The sequence below is a fragment of the Sphingomonas insulae genome (assembly GCF_010450875.1).
Taxonomy (GTDB): Bacteria; Pseudomonadota; Alphaproteobacteria; order Sphingomonadales; family Sphingomonadaceae; genus Sphingomonas; species Sphingomonas insulae.
Genome location: NZ_CP048422.1, coordinates 2,893,744 through 2,912,460 on the forward strand (window position 1 = coordinate 2,893,744; position 18,717 = coordinate 2,912,460).

Consider the following 18,717-nt stretch of genomic DNA (forward strand, 5'->3'; position numbering starts at 1 on the left):
ACGCATGAGATTTCAAAGGAGAATCCGCGATGAAGCTCATTCTGCTGGCCGCCACGGCCCTGATCGCTGCCCCGGTGATGGCACAGACGACCCCGCCGGCCCCCGCCGATGCCCAGACGGCACCGGCGCAGGACCCGGCCGCTCCGGCCCCCGCCGATCCCGCCGCCGCCGCACCGGCCGATCCCGCCGCCGCACCGATGCCGGCCGACCCCGCCGCCGCACCGATGCCGCAGGCCGCCACGCCAGCACCGATGACGACCGGATCGGGCACGCCCGCCGGCGGCTATGCCCCGACCGGTTCGGCGTTGAGCGGCGGCACCCCCGGCGCGACGCTGCCCCCGGTGTTCCGTCCGGCTCCGTCGCCCGACCAAGCCTATCCGGCGCCGGCGCCGCTGGCCAAGTATCCGGTCTGCAAGAAGGGTCAGTACGACCAGTGCATCCAGCGCGGCGGCAAGTAAGCCCTCGCGCGTCGGCAATCGGGATGACCGGTTGCCAGATGCTACCGACCGTTTAGGAAAAGGCGCTCCATGGCAACAGGAGCGCCTTTTTCATGTCTGCTATCCGCTTCGACGGCAAGGTCGCGATCGTCACCGGCGCCGGCGGCGGCCTGGGCCGTCACTATGCGCTCGAACTCGCGCGGCGCGGGGCGAAGGTCGTCGTCAACGATCTGGGCGGATCGCGCGACGGGACGGGCCATTCCGACGCTGCGCTGGCGGTCGTCGAGGAGATTCGCGCCGCCGGCGGCGAGGCGATGTCCAACGGCGGCAGCGTCGCCGACTATGACCAGATGACCGAGATGGTCGCACGAGCCAGGGATGCCTGGGGCGGCGTCCACATCCTCATCAACAACGCCGGGGTGCTGCGCGACAAGACCTTTGCCAAGATGGACCCGGCGGATTTCGAATTCGTTATCCGCGTCCACCTGCTGGGATCGGCGTTCGCGACCAAGGCGTGCTGGGAGACGTTCCGCGAGCAGAATTACGGCCGCGTGCTGATGACCGCATCGTCCACCGGCCTGTTCGGCAATTTCGGCCAGGCGAATTACGGCGCGGCCAAAATGGGGCTTGCCGGCCTCACCAAGACGCTGGCGATCGAGGGGGCTAGGAACGACATTCGCGTCAACACGATCGCGCCGACCGCGGGCACGCGGATGACCGAGGACCTGTTTCCCGCCGCGGCGTTCGAGGCGTTCGCGCCCGAGAAGGTCGCACCGGGGGCACTGTACCTCGTCAGCGAGAATGCGCCGACCAACGTCATCCTCGGGGCCGGCGCGGGCGCGTTCCAGGCCGCGTACGTCACGCTGACCCGCGGTGCGTTGCTGACCGGCGACGACCTGACTCCGGAAGGCGTCGCCGCGCATTGGGACGCGATCACCGATCGTGCCGGAGAGATCGTGCCCAAGACGGGCGCCGAACAGGCGATGACCATCGGCACGCTGCTGCAAGGCGGCTGACGGTGAGTCCCCCGCCGCGCTGCAGGGGCGTGGCGCCGGAAGGTGTATTGATTACGTAATACACGAATGGTAACCTCCCCACTCAAACGGGGAGGATCGCCATGTACAGCGAGAGTGACATCGACGGCGCGGTGACCGCGGGGGTGCTGTCGGCCGATGCGGCGGCGGCGTTGCGCGCGCACGTCGCGTCCAGCCATGCAAGTCCGGCGGTGGACGAAGAACATTTCCGCCTGCTGACCGGGTTCAACGACATCTTCGTATCGATCGCGCTGGTGCTGCTGCTGGTCGCGGTGGGGCAGATCGGCCTGTCGATCACCTATGCCGCGGGCGGCGTGCTGGTCGCGGCGGCGGCGTGGGGCCTTGCCGAATATTTCACCGCGCGCCGCCGGATGGCGCTGCCCAGTATCCTGCTACTGATCGCCTTCGTCGGCGGCATTGCCGGCGCGCTGTACGCGCTGGTCGAAACGGTGGCCCCGCATATCGACGGACGCGCCGGGGCGCTGGCAGCGGCGGGCGTCGCCTTTTGCTCGGCGGCGGCGGCGTGGGTGCATTGGCGACGGTTCATGGTGCCGATCACCGTCGCTGCGGGCGCGGCGGCGCTGGTCGGGACCGCCATCGGACTGGTCGTCGCGGCGTTTCCGACGGTCGGGCAGACGGTGTGGCCGCTGCTGCTGGTCGGCGGCCTGGGCGTGTTCGCCACCGCGATGCGATGGGACATGAGCGACACGCGGCGCCAGACGCGCCGATCGGACGTCGCATTCTGGCTGCACCTCGTCGCCGCACCGATGATCGCGCATTCGATCTTCCAGATGCTGGGCGTGTTCCGGGGCGAGATCGGCGCCGGCATGGCGGCGGTGGTGCTGGCGCTCTACGTCTGTTTCGCCGGCATCGCGCTGGCGGTCGACCGGCGCGCCTTGCTGGTCAGCGGCCTCGCCTATGTCCTGGCCGCCCTGTACGCGCTGTTCCGCAGCGCCGGGGCGATCGAGCTTGGCGCCGCGCTCACCGCCTTCGTCATCGGATCGGCATTGCTGTGCCTGTCCGCCTTCTGGCAGCCGATGCGCCGGGCCGTCGTCAACGCCCTGGCGCCATCGTGGCGCCGCAGCCTGCCGGTCGCCGCCTGAGCGGTCGGGACCGGCCGGCGGGGGTCGTCCCGCAACGACACGTGCGTCGCGCTTGCCAGTGGTTAGCGAATGTGAAACTCAGCATGCGCTAGCAGGGGTTTTATGAACGACGCGACGCCGACCGACGGCCACGACGAAGCGCAGACCAGGGACGGGACCATCCCGACCCGGCGGCGTGTACTGATACTCGGCGCGGTGACGGCGGGTGCGGTCGTGTCGATCCGCCCGGCCCTGGCGCAGACCGCGGGGTCGGTGATGACGTGCGAGATCCCGGTGCCGGACATAGCGCGTGCCGGGCAGTTCATCGATCCGGCCGGCAACGTCGTCGCGGCCGGCACCAAGGGCGCATTCCCGCCGGCATCGCGCCCGTTCAAGGGCGAAGAGGTGAAACGGGCGCTCGCCGGCAGCCAGTTGCCCGGCACGACGTACGAGAGCAACCGCGCCTACGTCAGCTACATCCGCCGCCTGCAACGCGGCCAGGGCGGCTTCACCTGCTTCGCCTCGTTGCAGATGCCGCGCGCCTGAGCCGGTGCGCTATCGCGCCCCGCCGGCCGAGGCGTTGCTGACCGCGGACCTCGATGCGTTCACCGCCGTGTTCCACCGCCCTTCCGGCATCACCCATCTGCTCGCCAGTCCGGCGCCGGAGATCCTGGCGGCGCTGGCGGATGGGCCGCTCGACAGGCCGGCGCTGCTCGCCACCCTGGCCGCGACGTTCGACCTGGCCGATGCCGATGACGAAGCGCTGGCCGCCCGCCTCGACGAGCTGGTCGTCGCGGGCCTGATCGAGGCGGCATGAGGCACGCCTTTTCGGTACGGATCGGGCCGATCGGGTTTCGCATCGGCAGCGACTGGCGCGCGCCGATCGACCAGCTGCGCGAGTTGTACCGTTACTACCCCTCGCCCAACCTGCCCGATTTCACCGTGCGGCTGGAAGCGACGCGGCCGTGGCGGCGCTGGGTCCGCCCGTCGATCCGCCTCGCCGGGGACAATATGCTGCCGGAGGCGGCACCGTTGCCGCTGGCGCAGGGGCTGCTCGCCGCCGAGATGGCGATGAACCTGCAACTGGCGCTGGGCGGGCGGCGCTATCTGTTGCTCCACGCCTCGTGCGTCGAGCGTGACGGGCGCGCGGTGCTGATGACCGGCGAATCGGGCGCGGGCAAGTCGACGCTCGCCACGCTGCTGGCGGCGCGAGGGTGGCGATTCATGGGCGACGAGTTCGCGCTGGTCGACCCCGACACCGGGCTGGTCCACGCCTTTCCCCGGCTCATCAGCCTGAAGAATGCCGGGATCGCCGCGGCGATGGCGGCGCGGCCGGATGCGCGGTTCGGGCCGCTGCTTGCCGGTACGCCCAAGGGCGACATCCGCCACATGGTGCCCGACGGGCTGGCGGTGGGCGCGATGGACGAACCCGCCCGCCCCGCCCTGCTGCTCTACCCGCGCTTCGGCTTCGCCGCCGCCACCACGCCGGTGCGCGCCAGCGAATCGTTCGTGCGGCTGACGCAGGCATCGACCAATTACGTCGCGATGGGCGAGGCCGGGTTCGGCGCACTCTGCCAACTGGTGCGATCGACGCCGGCGCATGCGATCGACTATCCCGACGGTGCCGCGGCGGTGGCGCAGGTGGAGGCGCTGTGGCGGACGCTCTGATCCTCGCCCGCGCGCTGGCCGACCCGCAGTCGCTGACGCTCGACACCGATTGGGTGGGGCTGATCACCACCGCCAGGGCTGAGCTGCTGCTCGGCACCCTCGCCTATCGGCTCGACGGGCTGCCGCTGCCCGAGGACGTGGCGCTGCTGCTGGCGGATGCGCGCGCCGCGGCGGAGAACGGGCGCCGTGCCGCATTGTGGGAGGCGGAGATGGCGCGACGGGCGCTGGCGCCGCTCGATTGTCCGGTGCTGCTGCTGAAGGGCACCGCCTTCGTCGCGGCGGGGCTGACGGCGGGGCGCGGCCGGTCGATCGGCGACCTCGACATCCTGGTGCCACGCGGGTCGCTGGATGCCGTCGAGGCGGCGCTGCTGGCGGCGGGATGGGAATGGGTGAAGCCGGACCCGTATGACGATGCCTATTACCGGCGCTGGATGCACGAGCTGCCGCCGCTGATCCACCGCGAGCGCGACCGGATGATCGACGTCCATCACACCATCCTGCCGCCGACCGCGCGCATCACCCCCGATGCCGCCGCGCTGATCGCCGATGCGCAACCGCTGGGCAACGCCCTGTCGGTGCCGTCGCCGAACGACATGCTGGTCCATGCCGCCGCGCATCTGCTGGCCGACGGCGACCTTGCCGGGGCCTTGCGCAACCTGTGGGACATCCATTGCCTGATCGAGGATCATGGCATCGACGGCCTCGCCGCGCGGGCGCGCCACCATGGCCTGTCGCGGGAGGTCGATCGTGCGTTGCGCCTGGTCCGCCGCCTGTTCGGAACGCCGGTGCCCGAGATGCCGGCACGGTGGGCGGACGTCCTCTACCTGCGCCGCGTGCTGGCCCGCGACGATTGGGGGCGGCCGATCCGGCCGTTCACCCGCCTTGCCTTCTACATCCGGTCGCATTGGCTGCGGATGCCGCCGGCGATGCTTGCGCGGCACCTGTGGACGAAGTGGCGGCGGGCGTAGCGGTGGCGGGCGTGGCGGGCTTGAGGCTGGCTGCGGGCCTTGGTGATGAACGCTGCCGGGCGAGGCGGCGTCCGGTCAGGACGCTTGGGATTGCTTCGCCGCGCGCGCGATTGCGCCGCCCTACAGCACGAAGCGGCTGAGGTCGGTGTCGCGGGCGATGCCGGCGAGCTGCCGGTCGACGTAGGCGGCATCGACGGTGACGCTCTCGGTGCGATCCTCGGCGTCGAAGCTCACCTCCTCCAGCAGCTTTTCCATCACCGTCTGGAGACGGCGGGCGCCGATATTCTCGACCTGTCCGTTCACCTCGGCGGCAATGCGCGCGATGGCGGCGATGCCGTCTTCGGTGAATTCCACCTGCGCACCCTCGGTCGCCAGCAGCGCCTTGTATTGCGCGGGCAGCGAGGCCTTGGTGTCCGACAGGATCGCGATGAAGTCCTCCTCGGTCAGCCCCTTCAGCTCGACACGGATCGGCAGACGGCCCTGGAGTTCGGGCAGCAGGTCGGACGGCTTGGCGACGTGGAACGCGCCGCTGGCGATGAAGAGGATGTGGTCGGTCTTCATCGGCCCGTATTTGGTCGAGACGGTGGTCCCCTCGATCAGCGGCAGCAGGTCGCGCTGCACGCCCTCGCGGCTGACCGAACCGCCGCGCACGTCGCTGACCGCGATCTTGTCGATCTCGTCGAGGAAGACGATGCCGTTCGCCTCGGCATCGGCCAGCGCGGTGCGGCTGACCTCGTCCTGGTCGAGGCGCTTGTCGGCCTCTTCCTCGACCAGCTTGTCCCAGGCGGCGCGGACGGTCAGCTTGCGGCGCTTCAACTGCTGGCCGCCGCCGAACGACTTCATCATCTCGCCGAGGTTGATCATCTGCGGGCCGGCGCCCGGCACCTCGAACGGCATGGCGGGGGCCTGTTCCAGCTCGATCTCGATCTCGGTCGCATCGAGATGACCGTCGGCGAAGCGCTGCTTGAAGCTTTCGCGCGTCGCCTGGCTGCTGTCCTTGCCGACGAGCGCGTCGAGCAGGCGCTTCATCGCCGCCTCCTCGGCCTTGTCCTTCACCGCGACGCGGCGGCGTTCCTTTTCCAGCCGGATCGCTTCCTCGACCAGGTCGCGGGCGATCTGTTCGACGTCACGCCCGACATAGCCGACCTCGGTGAACTTGGTCGCCTCGACCTTCACGAACGGCGCGTCGGCCAGCTTGGCGAGGCGGCGGCTGATCTCGGTCTTGCCGCACCCCGTCGGCCCGATCATCAGGATGTTCTTGGGCGTCACCTCGTCGCGTAGGTCGGCGGACAGCTGCTGCCGGCGCCAGCGGTTGCGCATCGCGACGGCGACGGCGCGCTTCGCATCGGCCTGTCCGATGATGTGCGCATCGAGCGCGGCGACGATCGCCTTGGGGGTCAGGTTCTGGTTCATATCGTCCTTGCGCACCGACCGTGACGTGGTGCCGGGAAAGGTTGGAAAGTCACGAAAGTCTTGGTTGTGGAGAGGATCAGCCGGTGCTGTCCATGACCTCGATCGTGGTGCGATCGTTGGTGTAGACGCACACCTCCGCCGCGATCGCCATCGCCTTGCGGCACACCGTTTCGGCGTCCGCTTCGTAATCGACCAGCGCGCGGGCGGCGGCGAGCGCGTAATTGCCGCCCGAACCGATCGCGGCGACGCCGTTCTCCGGCTCCAGCACGTCGCCGTTGCCGGTGAGGATCAGCGTCACGTCCTTGTCGGCGACGATCATCATCGCTTCCAGATTGCGGAGGAACTTGTCGGTGCGCCAGTCCTTCGCCAGTTCGACCGCGGCGCGCATTAGCTTACCCTGATGGCGTTCCAGCTTCGCCTCCAGCCGTTCGAACAGCGTGAAGGCATCGGCGGTAGCGCCGGCGAAACCGCCGATCACCTGCCCGTCGGCGCCGAGACGGCGGACCTTCTTCGCATTGGGTTTCATGACCGTCTGGCCCATCGAGACCTGGCCGTCGCCGATGACGACGACCTTGCCGTTGCGCCTGACCGACAGAATGGTGGTGCCATGCCAGACCGGCATGGAATGTGGATCGTTCCCGCTCATGACGCGCGATGTAGGGTGGCGGTGGGGCCGGTGCAAAGGGTCGCCGTGCGGAGGTGGGTGCGGCGGGAGCAGGTTGGGTTCACGCGGAGGCGCGGAGGCGCGGAGAAGAAGGGGTTTTCGCGCGACGACGCGAAGCCGCAAAGAGAAGCGATACGGTGCAGAGGACGTGGAGGTGTCATGCGCGGCGCAGCCGCCGTCCCTTATTCACGCGTCCGGGAGGGATCGGAAGCCAGCCTGCGGCGCTATGCCCCCCCTGTGCCTCTTCTTCTCCGCGCCTCCGCGCCTCCGCGTGCACACATCTTCTCTTTGCGGCTTCGCGGCTTCGCGCGATCGCACCCTCCTCGCGCATCCTCATTCCACCCCGCGCACCTTCCCCCATGCCCGCGCCGCGGTGTAGCCGAGGTATCCGGTGCCGAACAAAGCGTAGAGCGGTTCGGGGATCGCCGACAGATAGGCGCCCATGCCACGCGCCATCGCGGTGGCGGTCGCGGGGCTGATCGCGGCGATCAGGCTCATCGGGATCGACCAGAGCAGCAGCAGGTACATGACGTAGAGGAACGCCGGTCGGGCGCGCCGTACCCAGGGATCGGGCGTCATGCGATCCGCCCCGCCAGCCAGCCGTACAGGAAGGCTTCGTTGGCGGGGCGGCGCTCGGCGAGGCTGAGGTAGCGTTCGCCCTGAAGGGCGTCGACCGCCTTGACCAGCACCGCCTCCCCCGCCCTGCCGCGCCGGGCGAGGAACGCGTCCAGCGCGCCGAGCGTGCGTGGCCCGATCGCGCCGTCGAGCGGCAGGTCGGCATAGTCGCTGGCGCCGCGATTGAGGGCATTGAGCGCGCGTTGCAGGAAACCGATGGCGACGCCCGTCCCCATGTTGACGCCGGTGTCGAACAATTCCGCCGCCAGGCCGGGCGCGCGTGCCGCGACCCGGTCGAACCCCGGCGCGCGCCAGTATACCGCGGCATAGATCGTCGCCGCGACGGTGCGCGGCATGTCGCGGATCGGGCCATGATAGCCGTTGGCGCGGGCGACCGCGGTGGTGATGCCCCAGCAGGTGGCGCCCCCGCGATCGGCAGGATGCTCGACGAAGCCCCCCTCGCGCGCGATGAGCTGGTCGATGAGCGTGGTGATGGGCATGATCGTGTCCCCCTGCGGTTAGCGTCGCGAAGGATCACGGCCGATCCCGATAGGACAGCGCGATTTTTCGGCGGCGGGTTCGTGGTGGTTTGAGAGCGATTTGCCGGAGTGTGAGGGGCGGCGGCGTCCAACGGGCACGCGTTCGATCCGCCGTTGCGTCGCGAGTCGGCGAAGGTAGGTGGTGCGACGCGGTGCGCTTCGGAGCCGGTGAGGGGCGACGGGGGGATATTGGCTGGTCGCGGCGCGGCCAGCCCACCATCCGTCATTGCGAGCGCAGCGAAGCAATCCAGTGCGCCCTGGTCCGACCCTGGATTGCTTCGCTGCGCTCGCAATGACGCGGATGAGGCGCGGTTCAGGCCAGCGCCTGCCGGCCGCCTAGCCCTCGCTTACCCTCGTATACTGCCGCCCTCCCCTCCCCGTTGCACCGCAGCATGTTTATCGGTATTGCGCGGGCAATCGCATGGACCCGGTGCAAATCCGGGTGGCTATTCCGGCCGCCGATCCGCCGGACAACGTAAACCGACCCCGACATCCCTCCGTCGCGCCCGATCGCGCGATGCCCGTCGCGGCGGTCAATGCGGACCCCCTTTCATGACATCCTCCCTCTCCCGCTATCGGGCCGAATGGTATGGCGGTGCCGCCGCGGCGCGGCGCGACGTGCTTGCCGGCATGGTCGGCACCTTTGCGCTGATCCCCGAGGTCATCGCCTTTTCCTTCGTCGCCGGCATCGATCCGCAAGTCGGCCTGTTCGCCTCGTTCGTCATCGGTATCGTCATCGCGATCTTCGGCGGGCGGCCGGCGATGATCTCCGGCGCGGCAGGATCGGTGGCGCTGGTCGCCGCGGCGCTGGTCCACAGCCACGGCCTGTCCTATCTGCTGGGTGCGACGATGCTGGCGGGCGTGTTCCAGATCGTCTTCGGGTTGCTAAGGCTCGACGTGCTGATGCGCTTCGTATCGAAGTCGGTGCGAACAGGCTTCGTCAACGCATTGGCGATCCTGATCTTTTCCGCGCAGGTGCCGCAGCTGGTCGGTGTCGACTGGCACACCTATGCGATGATCGCGCTGGGCCTCGCGATCATCTATCTGGTGCCGCGGCTGACCACCGCCATCCCGTCGCCATTGATCTGCATCGTCGTGCTGACCGCGATCAGCATCGCGTTTCCGATGCCGTTGCGCACCGTCGCCGACCTCGGCCGGCTACCGGCGTCGCTACCCCATCTCGCATGGCCGTCGCTGCCGCTGGAATGGCGGACGCTGAGCATCATCGCGCCCTATGCGCTGGCGATGGCGGCGGTGGGCCTGCTCGAATCGATGATGACGGCAAGGGTGGTCGACGAACTGACCGAGAGCAACAGCGACGGGCCACGTGAATGCACCGGGCTGGGCCTCGCCAACGTCGCCGCAGGGATGTTCGGCGGGATCGCGGGGTGCGGCATGATCGGGCAGACCGTCGGCAACGTCCGCTATGGCGGGCGCGGGCGGCTGTCGACGCTGGTGGCGGGTGTGTTCCTGCTGGTCGTGATGGTGCCGCTGCGTCCGTGGGTGGCGCAGGTGCCGGTCGCGGCGCTGGTCGCGATCATGGTGATGGTATCCGCCAGCACCTTCGCCTGGGGATCGCTGCGCGATCTCGGGCGGCACCCCAAGGTATCGGGGCTGGTGATGCTGGCGACCGTCGCGGTGACGGTGGCAACGCACGACCTGTCGATGGGCGTCGCCGTCGGCGTGCTGATGAGCGGCGTGTTCTTCGCGTTCAAGGTGACGCGGCTGATGCACGTGGCGGTCGGCTATGACGCGGACAACGACACGCGGACGTACGACGTGTCCGGGCAGGTGTTCTTCGCGAGTGCCGAAATCTTCGCCGACCGATTCGACCTGCGCGACGAGGCGGCACGGGTGCGGATCGACCTGACCGCGGCGCATCTGTGGGACATCACCGCCGTGGCGGCGCTGGAGGACGTGGTGGCCAAGCTGCGCAGCCACGGCATCGCGGCGGAGGTGGTGGGCCTGAACGCGGCGAGCAGCGTGCTGGTCGACCGGCATGCGCCGTTGGTGATGGGGTGATGGGGCCTAGGTCGGATCGACATTCAACAGCGCGACGGCATTTGGACCGGCGAGCTTCCCCGGCGGAGGCCAGGGCCCAATCGGGAAAGCGACCGTGACGGTGGAATGCGCCTCATCACCAGCCTGTCCCACCTGGGCCCCGGCCTCCGCCGAGGGGTAGAAGGCTGAATGTCGATACATTCCAGCCTCAGCCGCGGACTCGTCATTCCCGCGCAGGCGGGAACCCATACGTGCGCACGTTCGCGATGGAGCCGTGAGGTTCGCCAGTCTGGATGCCCGCCTGCGCGGGCATGACGGCTTTGGGCGTGCGGCGCCCATGCTACTGCGCAGCGGCGCCGTCTTTCCGGGCGCGCAGCCCCTCTCCTGCCGAGGCGGGAGAGGGGCGGAACGATCTCAATACACCCGCTTCTTCGGCTTGATGTACTCGACGTCGTCGGTGAGCGTATAGTCGTGGACCGGACGGTAATCGATCGCGGTCGCGCCGCCGACGCCGCCCCAGCCGGTGAAGGTCGTGATCGTGTGCTTCATCCAGTTCGCATCGTCGCGATCGGGATGATCCTCGTTGACGTGGGCGCCGCGCGATTCCTTGCGGTTTGCCGCCGAATCGATCGTCACCACCGCCTGCGCGACCAGATTGTCGAGCTCCAGCGTCTCGATCAGGTCCGTGTTCCAGATCAGGCTGCGATCGTTGACCTGCACGTCCGCCATCTTCTTGTAGATGCCGTTCATCAGCGACTGGCCCTCGGTCAGCAGCGCATTGTCGCGGAACACCGCGCAATGCTTCTGCATCGTGCGCTGCATCTCGCCGCGGATCTCTGCGGTGGGGGTGCCGCCGGCGGCGTTGCGGAACTTGTCTAGACGGGTCAGCGACAGCTCCTCCGACCCCTTGGGCAGCGGATTGTGCGTGCCGTTGGGCTTGCAGATGTCGGCGATGCGCTTGCCGGTCGCGCGGCCGAACACGACGAGGTCGATCAGCGAGTTGGAGCCGAGGCGGTTGGCGCCGTGCACCGAGACGCACGCTGCCTCGCCCACCGCGAACAGGCCGGGGACGACCGTGTCGGGGTTGCCATCGACGAGATTGACGACCTCGCCGTGGAAGTTGGTCGGGATGCCGCCCATGTTGTAATGGACGGTCGGCGTCACCGGCAGCGGCTGGCGCGTCAGGTCGACGCCGGCGAAGATCTTGCCCGTCTCGGTGATGCCCGGCAGCCGCTCGTGCAGCACCTTGGGATCGATATGGTCGAGGTGCAGGAAGATGTGGTCGCCGTTCTTGCCGACGCCGCGTCCTTCGCGCATCTCCATCGCCATCGACCGCGACACGACGTCGCGGCTGGCAAGGTCCTTCGCCGACGGGGCGTAGCGCTCCATGAAGCGCTCGCCCTCGGAATTGGTCAGATAGCCGCCCTCGCCGCGCGCACCCTCGGTGATGAGCACGCCCGCACCGTAGATGCCGGTCGGGTGGAACTGGACGAATTCCATGTCCTGCAGCGGCAGGCCAGCGCGCAGCACCATGCCGCCGCCGTCACCGGTGCAGGTGTGCGCCGAGGTCGCGGAGAAATAGCAGCGGCCGTAGCCGCCGGTCGCCAGCACGGTATTGTGGCTGCGGAAGCGATGAATCGAGCCATCCTCCATGCACAGCGCCACGACGCCGCGGCACTGGCCGTTCTCCATGATGAGATCGAGTGCGAAATATTCGACATAGAAGTCGGCGTCGTAGCGCAGGCTCTGCTGGTACAAGGTGTGCAGCATCGCATGACCGGTACGGTCGGCGGCGGCGCAGGTGCGCTGCGCGGGCGGGCCTTCGCCCATGTTCTGCATCATGCCGCCGAACGGGCGCTGGTAGATGCGCCCTTCGTCCGTGCGGCTGAACGGCATGCCGGCATGTTCCAGCTCGTACACCGCGGCCGGCGCCTCGCGGACCATGTACTCGATCGCGTCCTGGTCGCCGAGCCAGTCGGAGCCCTTGACGGTGTCGAACATGTGCCAGGTCCAATGGTCCGGACCCATGTTGCCGAGCGATGCGGCGATGCCGCCCTGCGCCGCGACGGTGTGGCTGCGGGTCGGGAACACCTTGGTGATGCAGGCGGTCTTCAGGCCGTTCTGCGCGCATTCCATGACGGCGCGCAGGCCCGAGCCGCCGGCGCCGACGACGACGGCGTCATAGGTGTGATCGATGATCTTGTAAGCGTCCGACATTATGCGGCGGCTCCGAAGGCGACCTTGAGGATCGCGAAGATGGCGGTCGCGGCGGTGGCGACGGTGAAGAAGTTGAGCAGCAGCATGTAGGCGACCCGCTTTTCGCCATGCTGGTAATCCTCGATCACCACCTGCAGCCCGAGGCGGAAGTGATAGAAGACCGAGACGATCAGCAGGATCATCGGCACCGCCGCCCAGCTGTTCTGCAGCCAGCTGTGGACGCTGCCATAGTCATAGCCCGGCATGCGCAGGATCGCGAAGACGAACCAGAGCGTCAGGAACAGGTTGGAGCCGGCGGTGACGCGCTGGCGCCACCAATGATGCGCGCCCTCCTTGGCGCTGCCGAGGCCGCGGACGCGGCCGATGCTGGTGCCCGATCCCATTACTTCATCCCCAGGTAGAGCCAGAACGCCGCGGTCAGCACGAAGCCGCCGGCGATCACGATCAGGCTGAACATCTTGTTGCGCTTCAATTCGAATGCCGCGCCTGCGTCCATGACGAGGTGGCGGACGCCGTTCAGCATGTGCGTGAAGAATGCATAGGTGATGCCGAGGCCGACGATCCAGCCGATCACGTTGAGATTGCCGGCAGAGGTGGTGAACACGTTCAGGAAGGTCGCATATGCCTCTGCCCCCGCGGCGATCGCGGCGAGCCACCAGACCAGCAGGACGGTGCCGACGGTCGCCATGCCCGAACCGGTCGCGCGGTGGAGGATGGAGACCAGCATGTGCGGCCCCCAGCTGTAGTGGAGCTTCAGGAAGCCCGAAAAGAGATGCGGGCTGCGCGGACGCGCCGGGTTACGGGATGCCATGAACGGTCCTCGGGCAAGATCGAATGCATTGCCTATTAGGCCGACCGTGCTGCGATGCAACCCGTGGCATCCGCTTCTAACCCCCCATTAACCAGTGACGGTTACCACCACGCAGACGCTTACGCCTGTTGACCGCCGGAGACGCACTTGTCCGATATCGTCCTGCCCACGCCGACCAGCATCGCGGCCGCCGTGGACCTCAAGAGCCGCATCGCCGCGTTCGACGGCGGCGAGAACACGCTGCTCGCGCAGGCGGCCGATCTGTGGGCGATCATCGAACCCGATGCGCCCGAGATCGTCGAGGCCTATTGGGCGCACTGGCGCCGGGCCAATCCGGGCGCGGCCGAATGGACGCCGTTGGAGAACGAGCGGCGGATCGGCGCCGGCATCACCTATCTGCGCAACCGCTGCTGCCATCTGGACGGGCGGGCGTGGGTGGAATCGCTCGAACGATCGGTGTCCGCCGCTTATGCCGCCGGCGTATCGACCATGGAGGTGCTGGCGATGTCCTGCGCCAGCGACCGCGCCGCGCTGAAGGCGCTGATGGCGCGCGTGCCGGCCGACGATCCGCGCCACGCCGGGCTGGTCGATGCGCTGATGCGATTGTTCGGCATGGAAACCGAACTGACCGTCGAACTGTTCGCCGGCTTCGTCGATCACAATGCGCGCATCGACCGCGAACGCCTGGCGACCGAATTTCGTGAACGCATCGCGACCGCGGTGGAGACCGCGACCGACGAGGGCCATGCCCTGCGAGGCCAGGCGGAGCGCAGTTCGGGTTCGGCACGCGGCATGCTGGGCAAGGCGAGCGAGGTCGCCGCCGCCGCCGAGCAATCCGCAGTCGCCATGCGCGAAGCGGCACAGACCGCCGCCGGCCTGATCCGCGCGATCGAGGATGCCCGCACCGAGGTGGAGGCCGCCGCCGAGATCGCCAGCCGCGCCAGCGTGCAGGCGACCAATGCGGTCGGCATGTCCGAAACCCTGTCCGATCACGCCAAGTCGATCGAATCGATCCTGGGCCTGATCCGCGACATCGCCGGGCAGACCAACCTGCTCGCCCTCAACGCCACGATCGAGGCGGCGCGCGCGGGCGATGCCGGCCGCGGTTTCGCCGTGGTGGCGCAGGAGGTGAAGAGCCTCGCCAACCAGACCGCGCGTGCGACCGACGACATCGCCGCCAAGATCGCCTCCATCCAGTCGGCCACGCGGTCGACCGTCGACACCAACGCCAGCATCAAGACGACGGTGACCGAGGTGCAGGAAAGCGCCGACCGCATCCGTTATGCGATGGAGGCACAGGCGCAGACGGTCACCGCGATCACGGCCGCGGTCGACGAGACCGCGCTCGCCGCCGATTCGATGTCGAGCACCATCGCCGCGATCCGCGAGGATACCGAGACGGTGGCGGCCGAGATCGACAGCGTCGGCCGCGGCTTCGACCGGCTGGACGGACGGTTGAACACCCTCAAGAACAGCGCCGGCGAATTCGTCGCAAAGGTTGCTGCGTGAGGACCTGGAGGATGACCGCATGGCCGACGCGACGCTGTTGCACGCGATGACGCCCGCCCGGCGCTCGATCGTCGAGCACCTGGGGGATTACGACTGGGACAGGCTGATCGCCGATGCCTGTCGGGATATCGGCTCGCTGCTCGGGGAGGATGACTATCGCGAGATCGCGGCGCGGTTCTGGCAGCATTATCTGGCACTGCCCGGCGCGCGGCATATCCGCCACCTGTTCGACACCGAACGGCTGCAGCGCCGCGTGCGCGACAGTGCCCGCTACGCCTTCCTCAAATACAATGCGCCGTTCGACGAGGCATGGGTCAGCGTGGCGATCGTGCATGCCGAACAGTCGACCCGTTCGGGCGTGTCGGTGCAGAGCCTGCAGGCGGCGCTGGCGCAGTCGCACAGCTTCACCGTCGCGACGCTGGAACAGCGCTGTGCCGGCGACACCCGCAGGCTGATGCGCCTGTGCGATGCCGTCCAGCGCATCGCACTGGTCGAATCGGATCTGATGACCGGACACCTCGCGACCTTGCAGGCGAACGCCGCGCAGCAGGAACGCGCGGCGCGATCGGCAGCGTTCCGGGAAAGCATCGCAGCATCGATCGAAGGGGCTGCGACGGTGGGCGCGCGCATCCGCGTGCAGGCCAACATCGCCTCCGCCTCGACGCGGGACGTGCTGGGCAAGGCGAGCGAGGTCGCCGCCGCTGCCGAGCAATCCGCGGTCGCGATGCGCGAAGCGGCACAGACCGCCGCCGGCCTGATCCGCGCGATCGAGGATGCCCGCACCGAGGTCGATTCAGCCGCCACCATCGCATCGCGTGCCAGGGACCATGCCGGCGATGCCGTGCGGGCGAGCGAATTGCTCAGCGACCATGCGCAATCGATCGAATCGATCCTGGGCCTGATCCGCGCGATCGCCGGGCAGACCAACCTGCTCGCCCTCAACGCCACGATCGAGGCGGCGCGCGCAGGCGATGCCGGCCGCGGGTTCGCCGTGGTGGCGCAGGAGGTGAAGAGCCTCGCCAACCAGACCGCGCGTGCGACCGACGACATCGCCGCCAAGATCGCCGCGATCCAGCATGCGACCCGCACCACCGTGGCGACCAACGCCAGCATCAAGGATACCGTTGCCGAGGTGCAGGTGTCCGCCGACCGCATCCGCTTTGCGATGGAGGCACAGGCGCATACCGTGACCGCCATCACCGCCGCGGTCGACGAGACCGCGCTGGCGGCGGATTCGATGTCCCACACGATCGACGCGATCCGCGCCGACACGCAGGCCGTCGCGGGCGAGATCGACAGCCTTGGCGCCGACGTCGCCGATGTCGGCGACCGCCTGGGGCAATTGCGCGCATCGGCGGACAGCTTTTCGGCGAGCGTCGGCTAGGCCCGATCGACAGTCAAAAGGCGCGACGGCATTTGGACCAGCTTGCTTCCCCGGCGAAGGGCGGGGCCCGGTTGGGAAAGCCGCTGTGACGCTGGTATGCGCCTGATTATTTGACTGGCCCAACTGAGCCCCGCCCTTCGCCGGGGAGGTAGCAGGCTGAATGTCGATCCGACCTAGCCAACACGCAGGCCGTCGCGGGCGAGATCGACAGCCTTGGCGCCGACGTCGCCGATGTCGGCGATCGGTTGAGGCAATTGCGCGCATCGGCGGACAGCTTTTCGGCGAGCGTCGGCTAAGGCCCGATCGACATTCAACCGCGAGACGGCATTTGGACCAGCTTGCTTTTCCGGCGAAGGCCGGGGTCCAGTTGGAAAAGAAGTGTGACGCTGGAATGCGCCTCATCACCAGCCTGCCACAACCGGGCCCCGGTCTCCGTCGGCGAGGTAGAAGGCTGCATGTCGATCCGCGCTAGAATGCTCACCGCCAGGTCACGGCCGGCCGCCGGCCCGGTCGGTCGGTCGCGTCCTGGTGTCGGTCCGGTGCGGGGTTAATGACTCCGCGGCGATGCCGGGTGGTGGAGGGCGACCGCAAGGCCGTACCGGCGCGGTTGTCGCGCCCCCGCCCCGGCCCTAAAGCCACGGCCATGTCCATTCTCCTCACCGGATCGAGCCGCGGCATCGGCGCGGCGATCTTCGATGCGCTCACCACCGCCGGCGCACCCGTCATCGGCCACGGCACCCGCAGCGGCATCGCCGCCGATTTCGCCGACCCCGCCGCCCCGCAGGCGCTGTGGGACGCCGCGCTCGACCAGGCCGGCGGCACGATCGACGTGCTCGTCAACAATGCCGGCGTGTTCGAGGCCAATCGGCTTGACTGCCGCCACGACGATTGGGTCGCCGGGTGGGAACGGACGCTGCGGATCAACCTGACCGCCTCCGCCGAACTCTGCCGCCTCGCCGTCCGCCACTGGCAGGACCGCCGCGCCGACGGATGGACGGGGGCTGGCCGGATCGTCAACATCGCCAGCCGCGCCGCCTATCGCGGCGACAGCCCGGCGCATTGGCATTACGCCGCCGCCAAGGCGGGCATGGTGGCGATGACCAAGACGATCGCCCGCGGTTATGCGAGAGAGAATATTCTCGCCTTCGCCATCTGTCCGGGCTTCACGATGACCGGCATGGCCGACGATTATCTCGCCAGCCGCGGCGGCGACGCGCTGCTCGCCGACATTCCGCTCGGCAAGGTCGCCGACCCGGCGGAAGTCGCCGCGATCGCCAAGTTCTGTGCGCTCGACGCGCCCGCATCGATGACCGGCGCGGTGCTGGACGTCAACGGAGCCAGCTATGTCCGCTGACCGGAGCGCCGCTGACCTGTCAGCCGGGGCACTAGGAACCGCGGAATCGTGGAAGGTCACCCTGCCCTGCACCCGCGCCGAGGCGGAGGCGATCGACAGCGCATCCGACCTGACGATCGATGCCGTGCTGATAACCAGCGAAGAGGTCGAGGACGACGTCGAACGCTGGCGGCTCGATGCCTATATGGAGCATGAGCCCGACGCGGCGATGCTGGCGCAGTTGCACGCGCTGGCGCCGAGTGCATCGGCGAACGACCCCGTCGTCGTCCGCCTGGGCGACGAGGACTGGATCACGATGAGCCAGTCCGGCCTGGAACCGATCCGCGAGGGCCGGTTCGTCGTCCACACCGGCGCGCATGCCGTCGACGTTCCGAGCGGCGGGCGTGCCTTCCTGATCGAGGCCGGGCAGGCGTTCGGCACCGGCCACCACGGCACGACCAGCGGCTGCCTGGCGATGCTCGACGGGCTGGCGGTGGCGGGCAAGGATTTCGCCAAGGTCATCGACGTCGGCACCGGCACCGGCCTGCTCGCCTTCGCCGCGGTCGATCTGTGGCCGGACGCGCGGGTGGTCGCCACCGACATCGATCCCGTCGCGGTCGAGGTGACGCGGGAGAATGCCGCGCTCAACGCCGTCGAGGGGGTCGACCTGTTCGTCGCCGACGGCGCGCGTCATGCCGATATCGATGCGCAGGCGCCGTTCGACCTCGTCATCGCCAACATCCTTGCGGGCCCGCTGGTGTCGATGGCGCCCGAACTCGCGGCGATCGCCGACGTCGGCGCGACGATCGTTCTCGCCGGCCTGCTGGAAACGCAGCGCGAGACGGTGGTCGCCGCCTATGCCGCCTGCGGGTGCACGCTGGAGGCGATCGACCGTCGCGGCGACTGGACCGTCCTGCGCCTCACCGCCGGCGCGACGCGCTACGTTCCGACCGCACCGTTCGATCCCAACGGCCGCGACGGCTGGGCGCTGGACCTGTAGCCGGCGATCGGGCGCGCGGTGCGCGTCGCGTCCCGGACGGAT

Annotated in this window: 19 protein-coding genes and 1 other annotated feature; of the genes, 12 read left to right on the forward strand and 7 right to left on the reverse strand. The window is 68.8% G+C overall.

The window, feature by feature from the left end; all coding sequences use genetic code 11:
- The first annotated feature begins 29 nt into the window (after window positions 1-29).
- The 7 genes from GTH33_RS15385 (at window position 30) to GTH33_RS15415 (ending at window position 5,189) form a co-directional block, all read left to right on the forward strand.
- Window positions 30-458: a hypothetical protein gene (locus GTH33_RS15385; protein WP_163959146.1), complete on the forward strand. Its 429-nt coding sequence runs from the start codon at window positions 30-32 to the stop codon at window positions 456-458.
- Window positions 459-550: 92 nt separating this feature from the next.
- Window positions 551-1,453: an SDR family NAD(P)-dependent oxidoreductase gene (locus GTH33_RS15390; protein ID WP_163959147.1), complete on the forward strand. Its 903-nt coding sequence runs from the start codon at window positions 551-553 to the stop codon at window positions 1,451-1,453.
- Window positions 1,454-1,554: 101 nt separating this feature from the next.
- Window positions 1,555-2,574, forward strand: a complete 1,020-nt coding sequence (locus GTH33_RS15395) for a hypothetical protein (protein ID WP_163959148.1) — start codon at window positions 1,555-1,557, stop codon at window positions 2,572-2,574.
- A gap of 102 nt (window positions 2,575-2,676) precedes the next feature.
- A complete protein-coding gene (locus GTH33_RS15400; protein ID WP_163959149.1) occupies window positions 2,677-3,099 on the forward strand; it encodes a hypothetical protein in 423 nt (140 codons plus the stop codon).
- A 4-nt stretch (window positions 3,100-3,103) separates the two neighbouring features.
- Window positions 3,104-3,370, forward strand: coding sequence for an HPr-rel-A system PqqD family peptide chaperone (locus GTH33_RS15405; protein WP_163959150.1), 267 nt, complete (start codon window positions 3,104-3,106; stop codon window positions 3,368-3,370).
- The gene (locus tag GTH33_RS15410; protein ID WP_163959151.1) at window positions 3,367-4,221 is read left to right on the forward strand and encodes an HprK-related kinase A; all 855 of its coding nucleotides are present in this window, start codon (window positions 3,367-3,369) and stop codon (window positions 4,219-4,221) included. Before GTH33_RS15405 ends, GTH33_RS15410 begins: the two co-directional genes overlap by 4 nt.
- The gene (locus GTH33_RS15415; RefSeq protein ID WP_163959152.1) at window positions 4,206-5,189 is read left to right on the forward strand and encodes a nucleotidyltransferase domain-containing protein; all 984 of its coding nucleotides are present in this window, start codon (window positions 4,206-4,208) and stop codon (window positions 5,187-5,189) included. The genes GTH33_RS15410 and GTH33_RS15415 overlap by 16 nt, the downstream gene beginning before the upstream one ends.
- A 120-nt stretch (window positions 5,190-5,309) precedes the next feature.
- Here GTH33_RS15415 and hslU read toward each other — a convergent pair whose 3' ends face one another.
- The 4 genes from hslU to GTH33_RS15435 form a co-directional block, all read right to left on the reverse strand.
- A complete protein-coding gene (gene hslU / locus GTH33_RS15420) occupies window positions 5,310-6,602 on the reverse strand; it encodes an ATP-dependent protease ATPase subunit HslU (RefSeq protein WP_163960136.1) in 1,293 nt (430 codons plus the stop codon).
- Between the two features lie 76 nt (window positions 6,603-6,678).
- Window positions 6,679-7,224, reverse strand: a complete 546-nt coding sequence (gene hslV / locus GTH33_RS15425; RefSeq protein WP_163959153.1) for an ATP-dependent protease subunit HslV — start codon at window positions 7,222-7,224, stop codon at window positions 6,679-6,681.
- 375 nt (window positions 7,225-7,599) lie between these two features.
- Window positions 7,600-7,845: a 3TM-type holin gene (locus GTH33_RS15430; protein ID WP_163959154.1), complete on the reverse strand. Its 246-nt coding sequence runs from the start codon at window positions 7,843-7,845 to the stop codon at window positions 7,600-7,602.
- A complete protein-coding gene (locus tag GTH33_RS15435; RefSeq protein WP_163959155.1) occupies window positions 7,842-8,381 on the reverse strand; it encodes a glycoside hydrolase family 108 protein in 540 nt (179 codons plus the stop codon). Before GTH33_RS15435 ends, GTH33_RS15430 begins: the two co-directional genes overlap by 4 nt.
- Window positions 8,382-8,840: 459 nt before the next feature.
- Window positions 8,841-8,896: a sequence feature (sul1 is cis-regulatory element that is thought to sense ions involved in sulfur or methionine metabolism; They are found in Alphaproteobacteria), on the forward strand.
- Window positions 8,897-8,972: 76 nt separating this feature from the next.
- Here GTH33_RS15435 and GTH33_RS15440 point away from each other — a divergent pair.
- On the forward strand, window positions 8,973-10,442 hold the full coding sequence (locus tag GTH33_RS15440; protein WP_163959156.1) for a SulP family inorganic anion transporter: 1,470 nt from the start codon (window positions 8,973-8,975) through the stop codon (window positions 10,440-10,442).
- Window positions 10,443-10,835: 393 nt separating this feature from the next.
- Here the strand turns inward: GTH33_RS15440 and sdhA are convergent, their stop codons facing one another.
- From sdhA to sdhC, 3 genes are read right to left on the reverse strand one after another with little or no spacing between them, the layout of a single operon-like run.
- Complete coding sequence (gene sdhA / locus GTH33_RS15445) at window positions 10,836-12,638, reverse strand: succinate dehydrogenase flavoprotein subunit (RefSeq protein ID WP_163959157.1); 1,803 nt, start codon at window positions 12,636-12,638, stop codon at window positions 10,836-10,838.
- Window positions 12,638-13,021 carry a succinate dehydrogenase, hydrophobic membrane anchor protein gene (gene sdhD / locus GTH33_RS15450; RefSeq protein WP_163959158.1) on the reverse strand — a complete coding sequence of 128 codons (384 nt, stop codon included), beginning with the start codon at window positions 13,019-13,021 and terminating at the stop codon, window positions 12,638-12,640. The genes sdhA and sdhD overlap by 1 nt, the downstream gene beginning before the upstream one ends.
- Window positions 13,021-13,449 carry a succinate dehydrogenase, cytochrome b556 subunit gene (sdhC, locus tag GTH33_RS15455; RefSeq protein WP_163959159.1) on the reverse strand — a complete coding sequence of 143 codons (429 nt, stop codon included), beginning with the start codon at window positions 13,447-13,449 and terminating at the stop codon, window positions 13,021-13,023. The genes sdhD and sdhC overlap by 1 nt, the downstream gene beginning before the upstream one ends.
- Before the next feature lie 147 nt (window positions 13,450-13,596).
- On the opposite strand from sdhC, the gene GTH33_RS15460 reads away from it, so the two are divergent.
- The 4 genes from GTH33_RS15460 (at window position 13,597) to GTH33_RS15475 (ending at window position 18,675) form a co-directional block, all read left to right on the forward strand.
- Window positions 13,597-14,958 (forward strand): methyl-accepting chemotaxis protein, encoded by a 1,362-nt coding sequence (locus GTH33_RS15460; RefSeq protein ID WP_243848124.1) that lies wholly within the window; start codon window positions 13,597-13,599, stop codon window positions 14,956-14,958.
- Window positions 14,959-14,977: 19 nt separating this feature from the next.
- Window positions 14,978-16,342 carry a methyl-accepting chemotaxis protein gene (locus tag GTH33_RS15465; protein WP_163959160.1) on the forward strand — a complete coding sequence of 455 codons (1,365 nt, stop codon included), beginning with the start codon at window positions 14,978-14,980 and terminating at the stop codon, window positions 16,340-16,342.
- A gap of 643 nt (window positions 16,343-16,985) precedes the next feature.
- The gene (locus tag GTH33_RS15470) at window positions 16,986-17,696 is read left to right on the forward strand and encodes an SDR family NAD(P)-dependent oxidoreductase (protein ID WP_163959161.1); all 711 of its coding nucleotides are present in this window, start codon (window positions 16,986-16,988) and stop codon (window positions 17,694-17,696) included.
- Window positions 17,686-18,675 carry a 50S ribosomal protein L11 methyltransferase gene (locus GTH33_RS15475; RefSeq protein ID WP_163959162.1) on the forward strand — a complete coding sequence of 330 codons (990 nt, stop codon included), beginning with the start codon at window positions 17,686-17,688 and terminating at the stop codon, window positions 18,673-18,675. Before GTH33_RS15470 ends, GTH33_RS15475 begins: the two co-directional genes overlap by 11 nt.
- Window positions 18,676-18,717: the final 42 nt, after the last annotated feature.

Coding starts and splice junctions, on each gene's coding strand:
- GTH33_RS15410 (WP_163959151.1), top strand. CDS start 3,367: ATGAGGCACGCCTTTTCGGTACGGATCGGGCCGATCGGGTTTCGCATC.
- hslU (WP_163960136.1), bottom strand. CDS start 6,602: ATGAACCAGAACCTGACCCCCAAGGCGATCGTCGCCGCGCTCGATGCG.
- sdhA (WP_163959157.1), bottom strand. CDS start 12,638: ATGTCGGACGCTTACAAGATCATCGATCACACCTATGACGCCGTCGTC.
- sdhD (WP_163959158.1), bottom strand. CDS start 13,021: ATGGGATCGGGCACCAGCATCGGCCGCGTCCGCGGCCTCGGCAGCGCC.
- GTH33_RS15400 (WP_163959149.1), top strand. CDS start 2,677: ATGAACGACGCGACGCCGACCGACGGCCACGACGAAGCGCAGACCAGG.
- GTH33_RS15430 (WP_163959154.1), bottom strand. CDS start 7,845: ATGACGCCCGATCCCTGGGTACGGCGCGCCCGACCGGCGTTCCTCTAC.
- sdhC (WP_163959159.1), bottom strand. CDS start 13,449: ATGGCATCCCGTAACCCGGCGCGTCCGCGCAGCCCGCATCTCTTTTCG.
- GTH33_RS15385 (WP_163959146.1), top strand. CDS start 30: ATGAAGCTCATTCTGCTGGCCGCCACGGCCCTGATCGCTGCCCCGGTG.
- GTH33_RS15395 (WP_163959148.1), top strand. CDS start 1,555: ATGTACAGCGAGAGTGACATCGACGGCGCGGTGACCGCGGGGGTGCTG.
- GTH33_RS15440 (WP_163959156.1), top strand. CDS start 8,973: ATGACATCCTCCCTCTCCCGCTATCGGGCCGAATGGTATGGCGGTGCC.
- GTH33_RS15470 (WP_163959161.1), top strand. CDS start 16,986: ATGTCCATTCTCCTCACCGGATCGAGCCGCGGCATCGGCGCGGCGATC.
- hslV (WP_163959153.1), bottom strand. CDS start 7,224: ATGCCGGTCTGGCATGGCACCACCATTCTGTCGGTCAGGCGCAACGGC.
- GTH33_RS15435 (WP_163959155.1), bottom strand. CDS start 8,381: ATGCCCATCACCACGCTCATCGACCAGCTCATCGCGCGCGAGGGGGGC.
- GTH33_RS15475 (WP_163959162.1), top strand. CDS start 17,686: ATGTCCGCTGACCGGAGCGCCGCTGACCTGTCAGCCGGGGCACTAGGA.
- GTH33_RS15390 (WP_163959147.1), top strand. CDS start 551: ATGTCTGCTATCCGCTTCGACGGCAAGGTCGCGATCGTCACCGGCGCC.
- GTH33_RS15465 (WP_163959160.1), top strand. CDS start 14,978: ATGGCCGACGCGACGCTGTTGCACGCGATGACGCCCGCCCGGCGCTCG.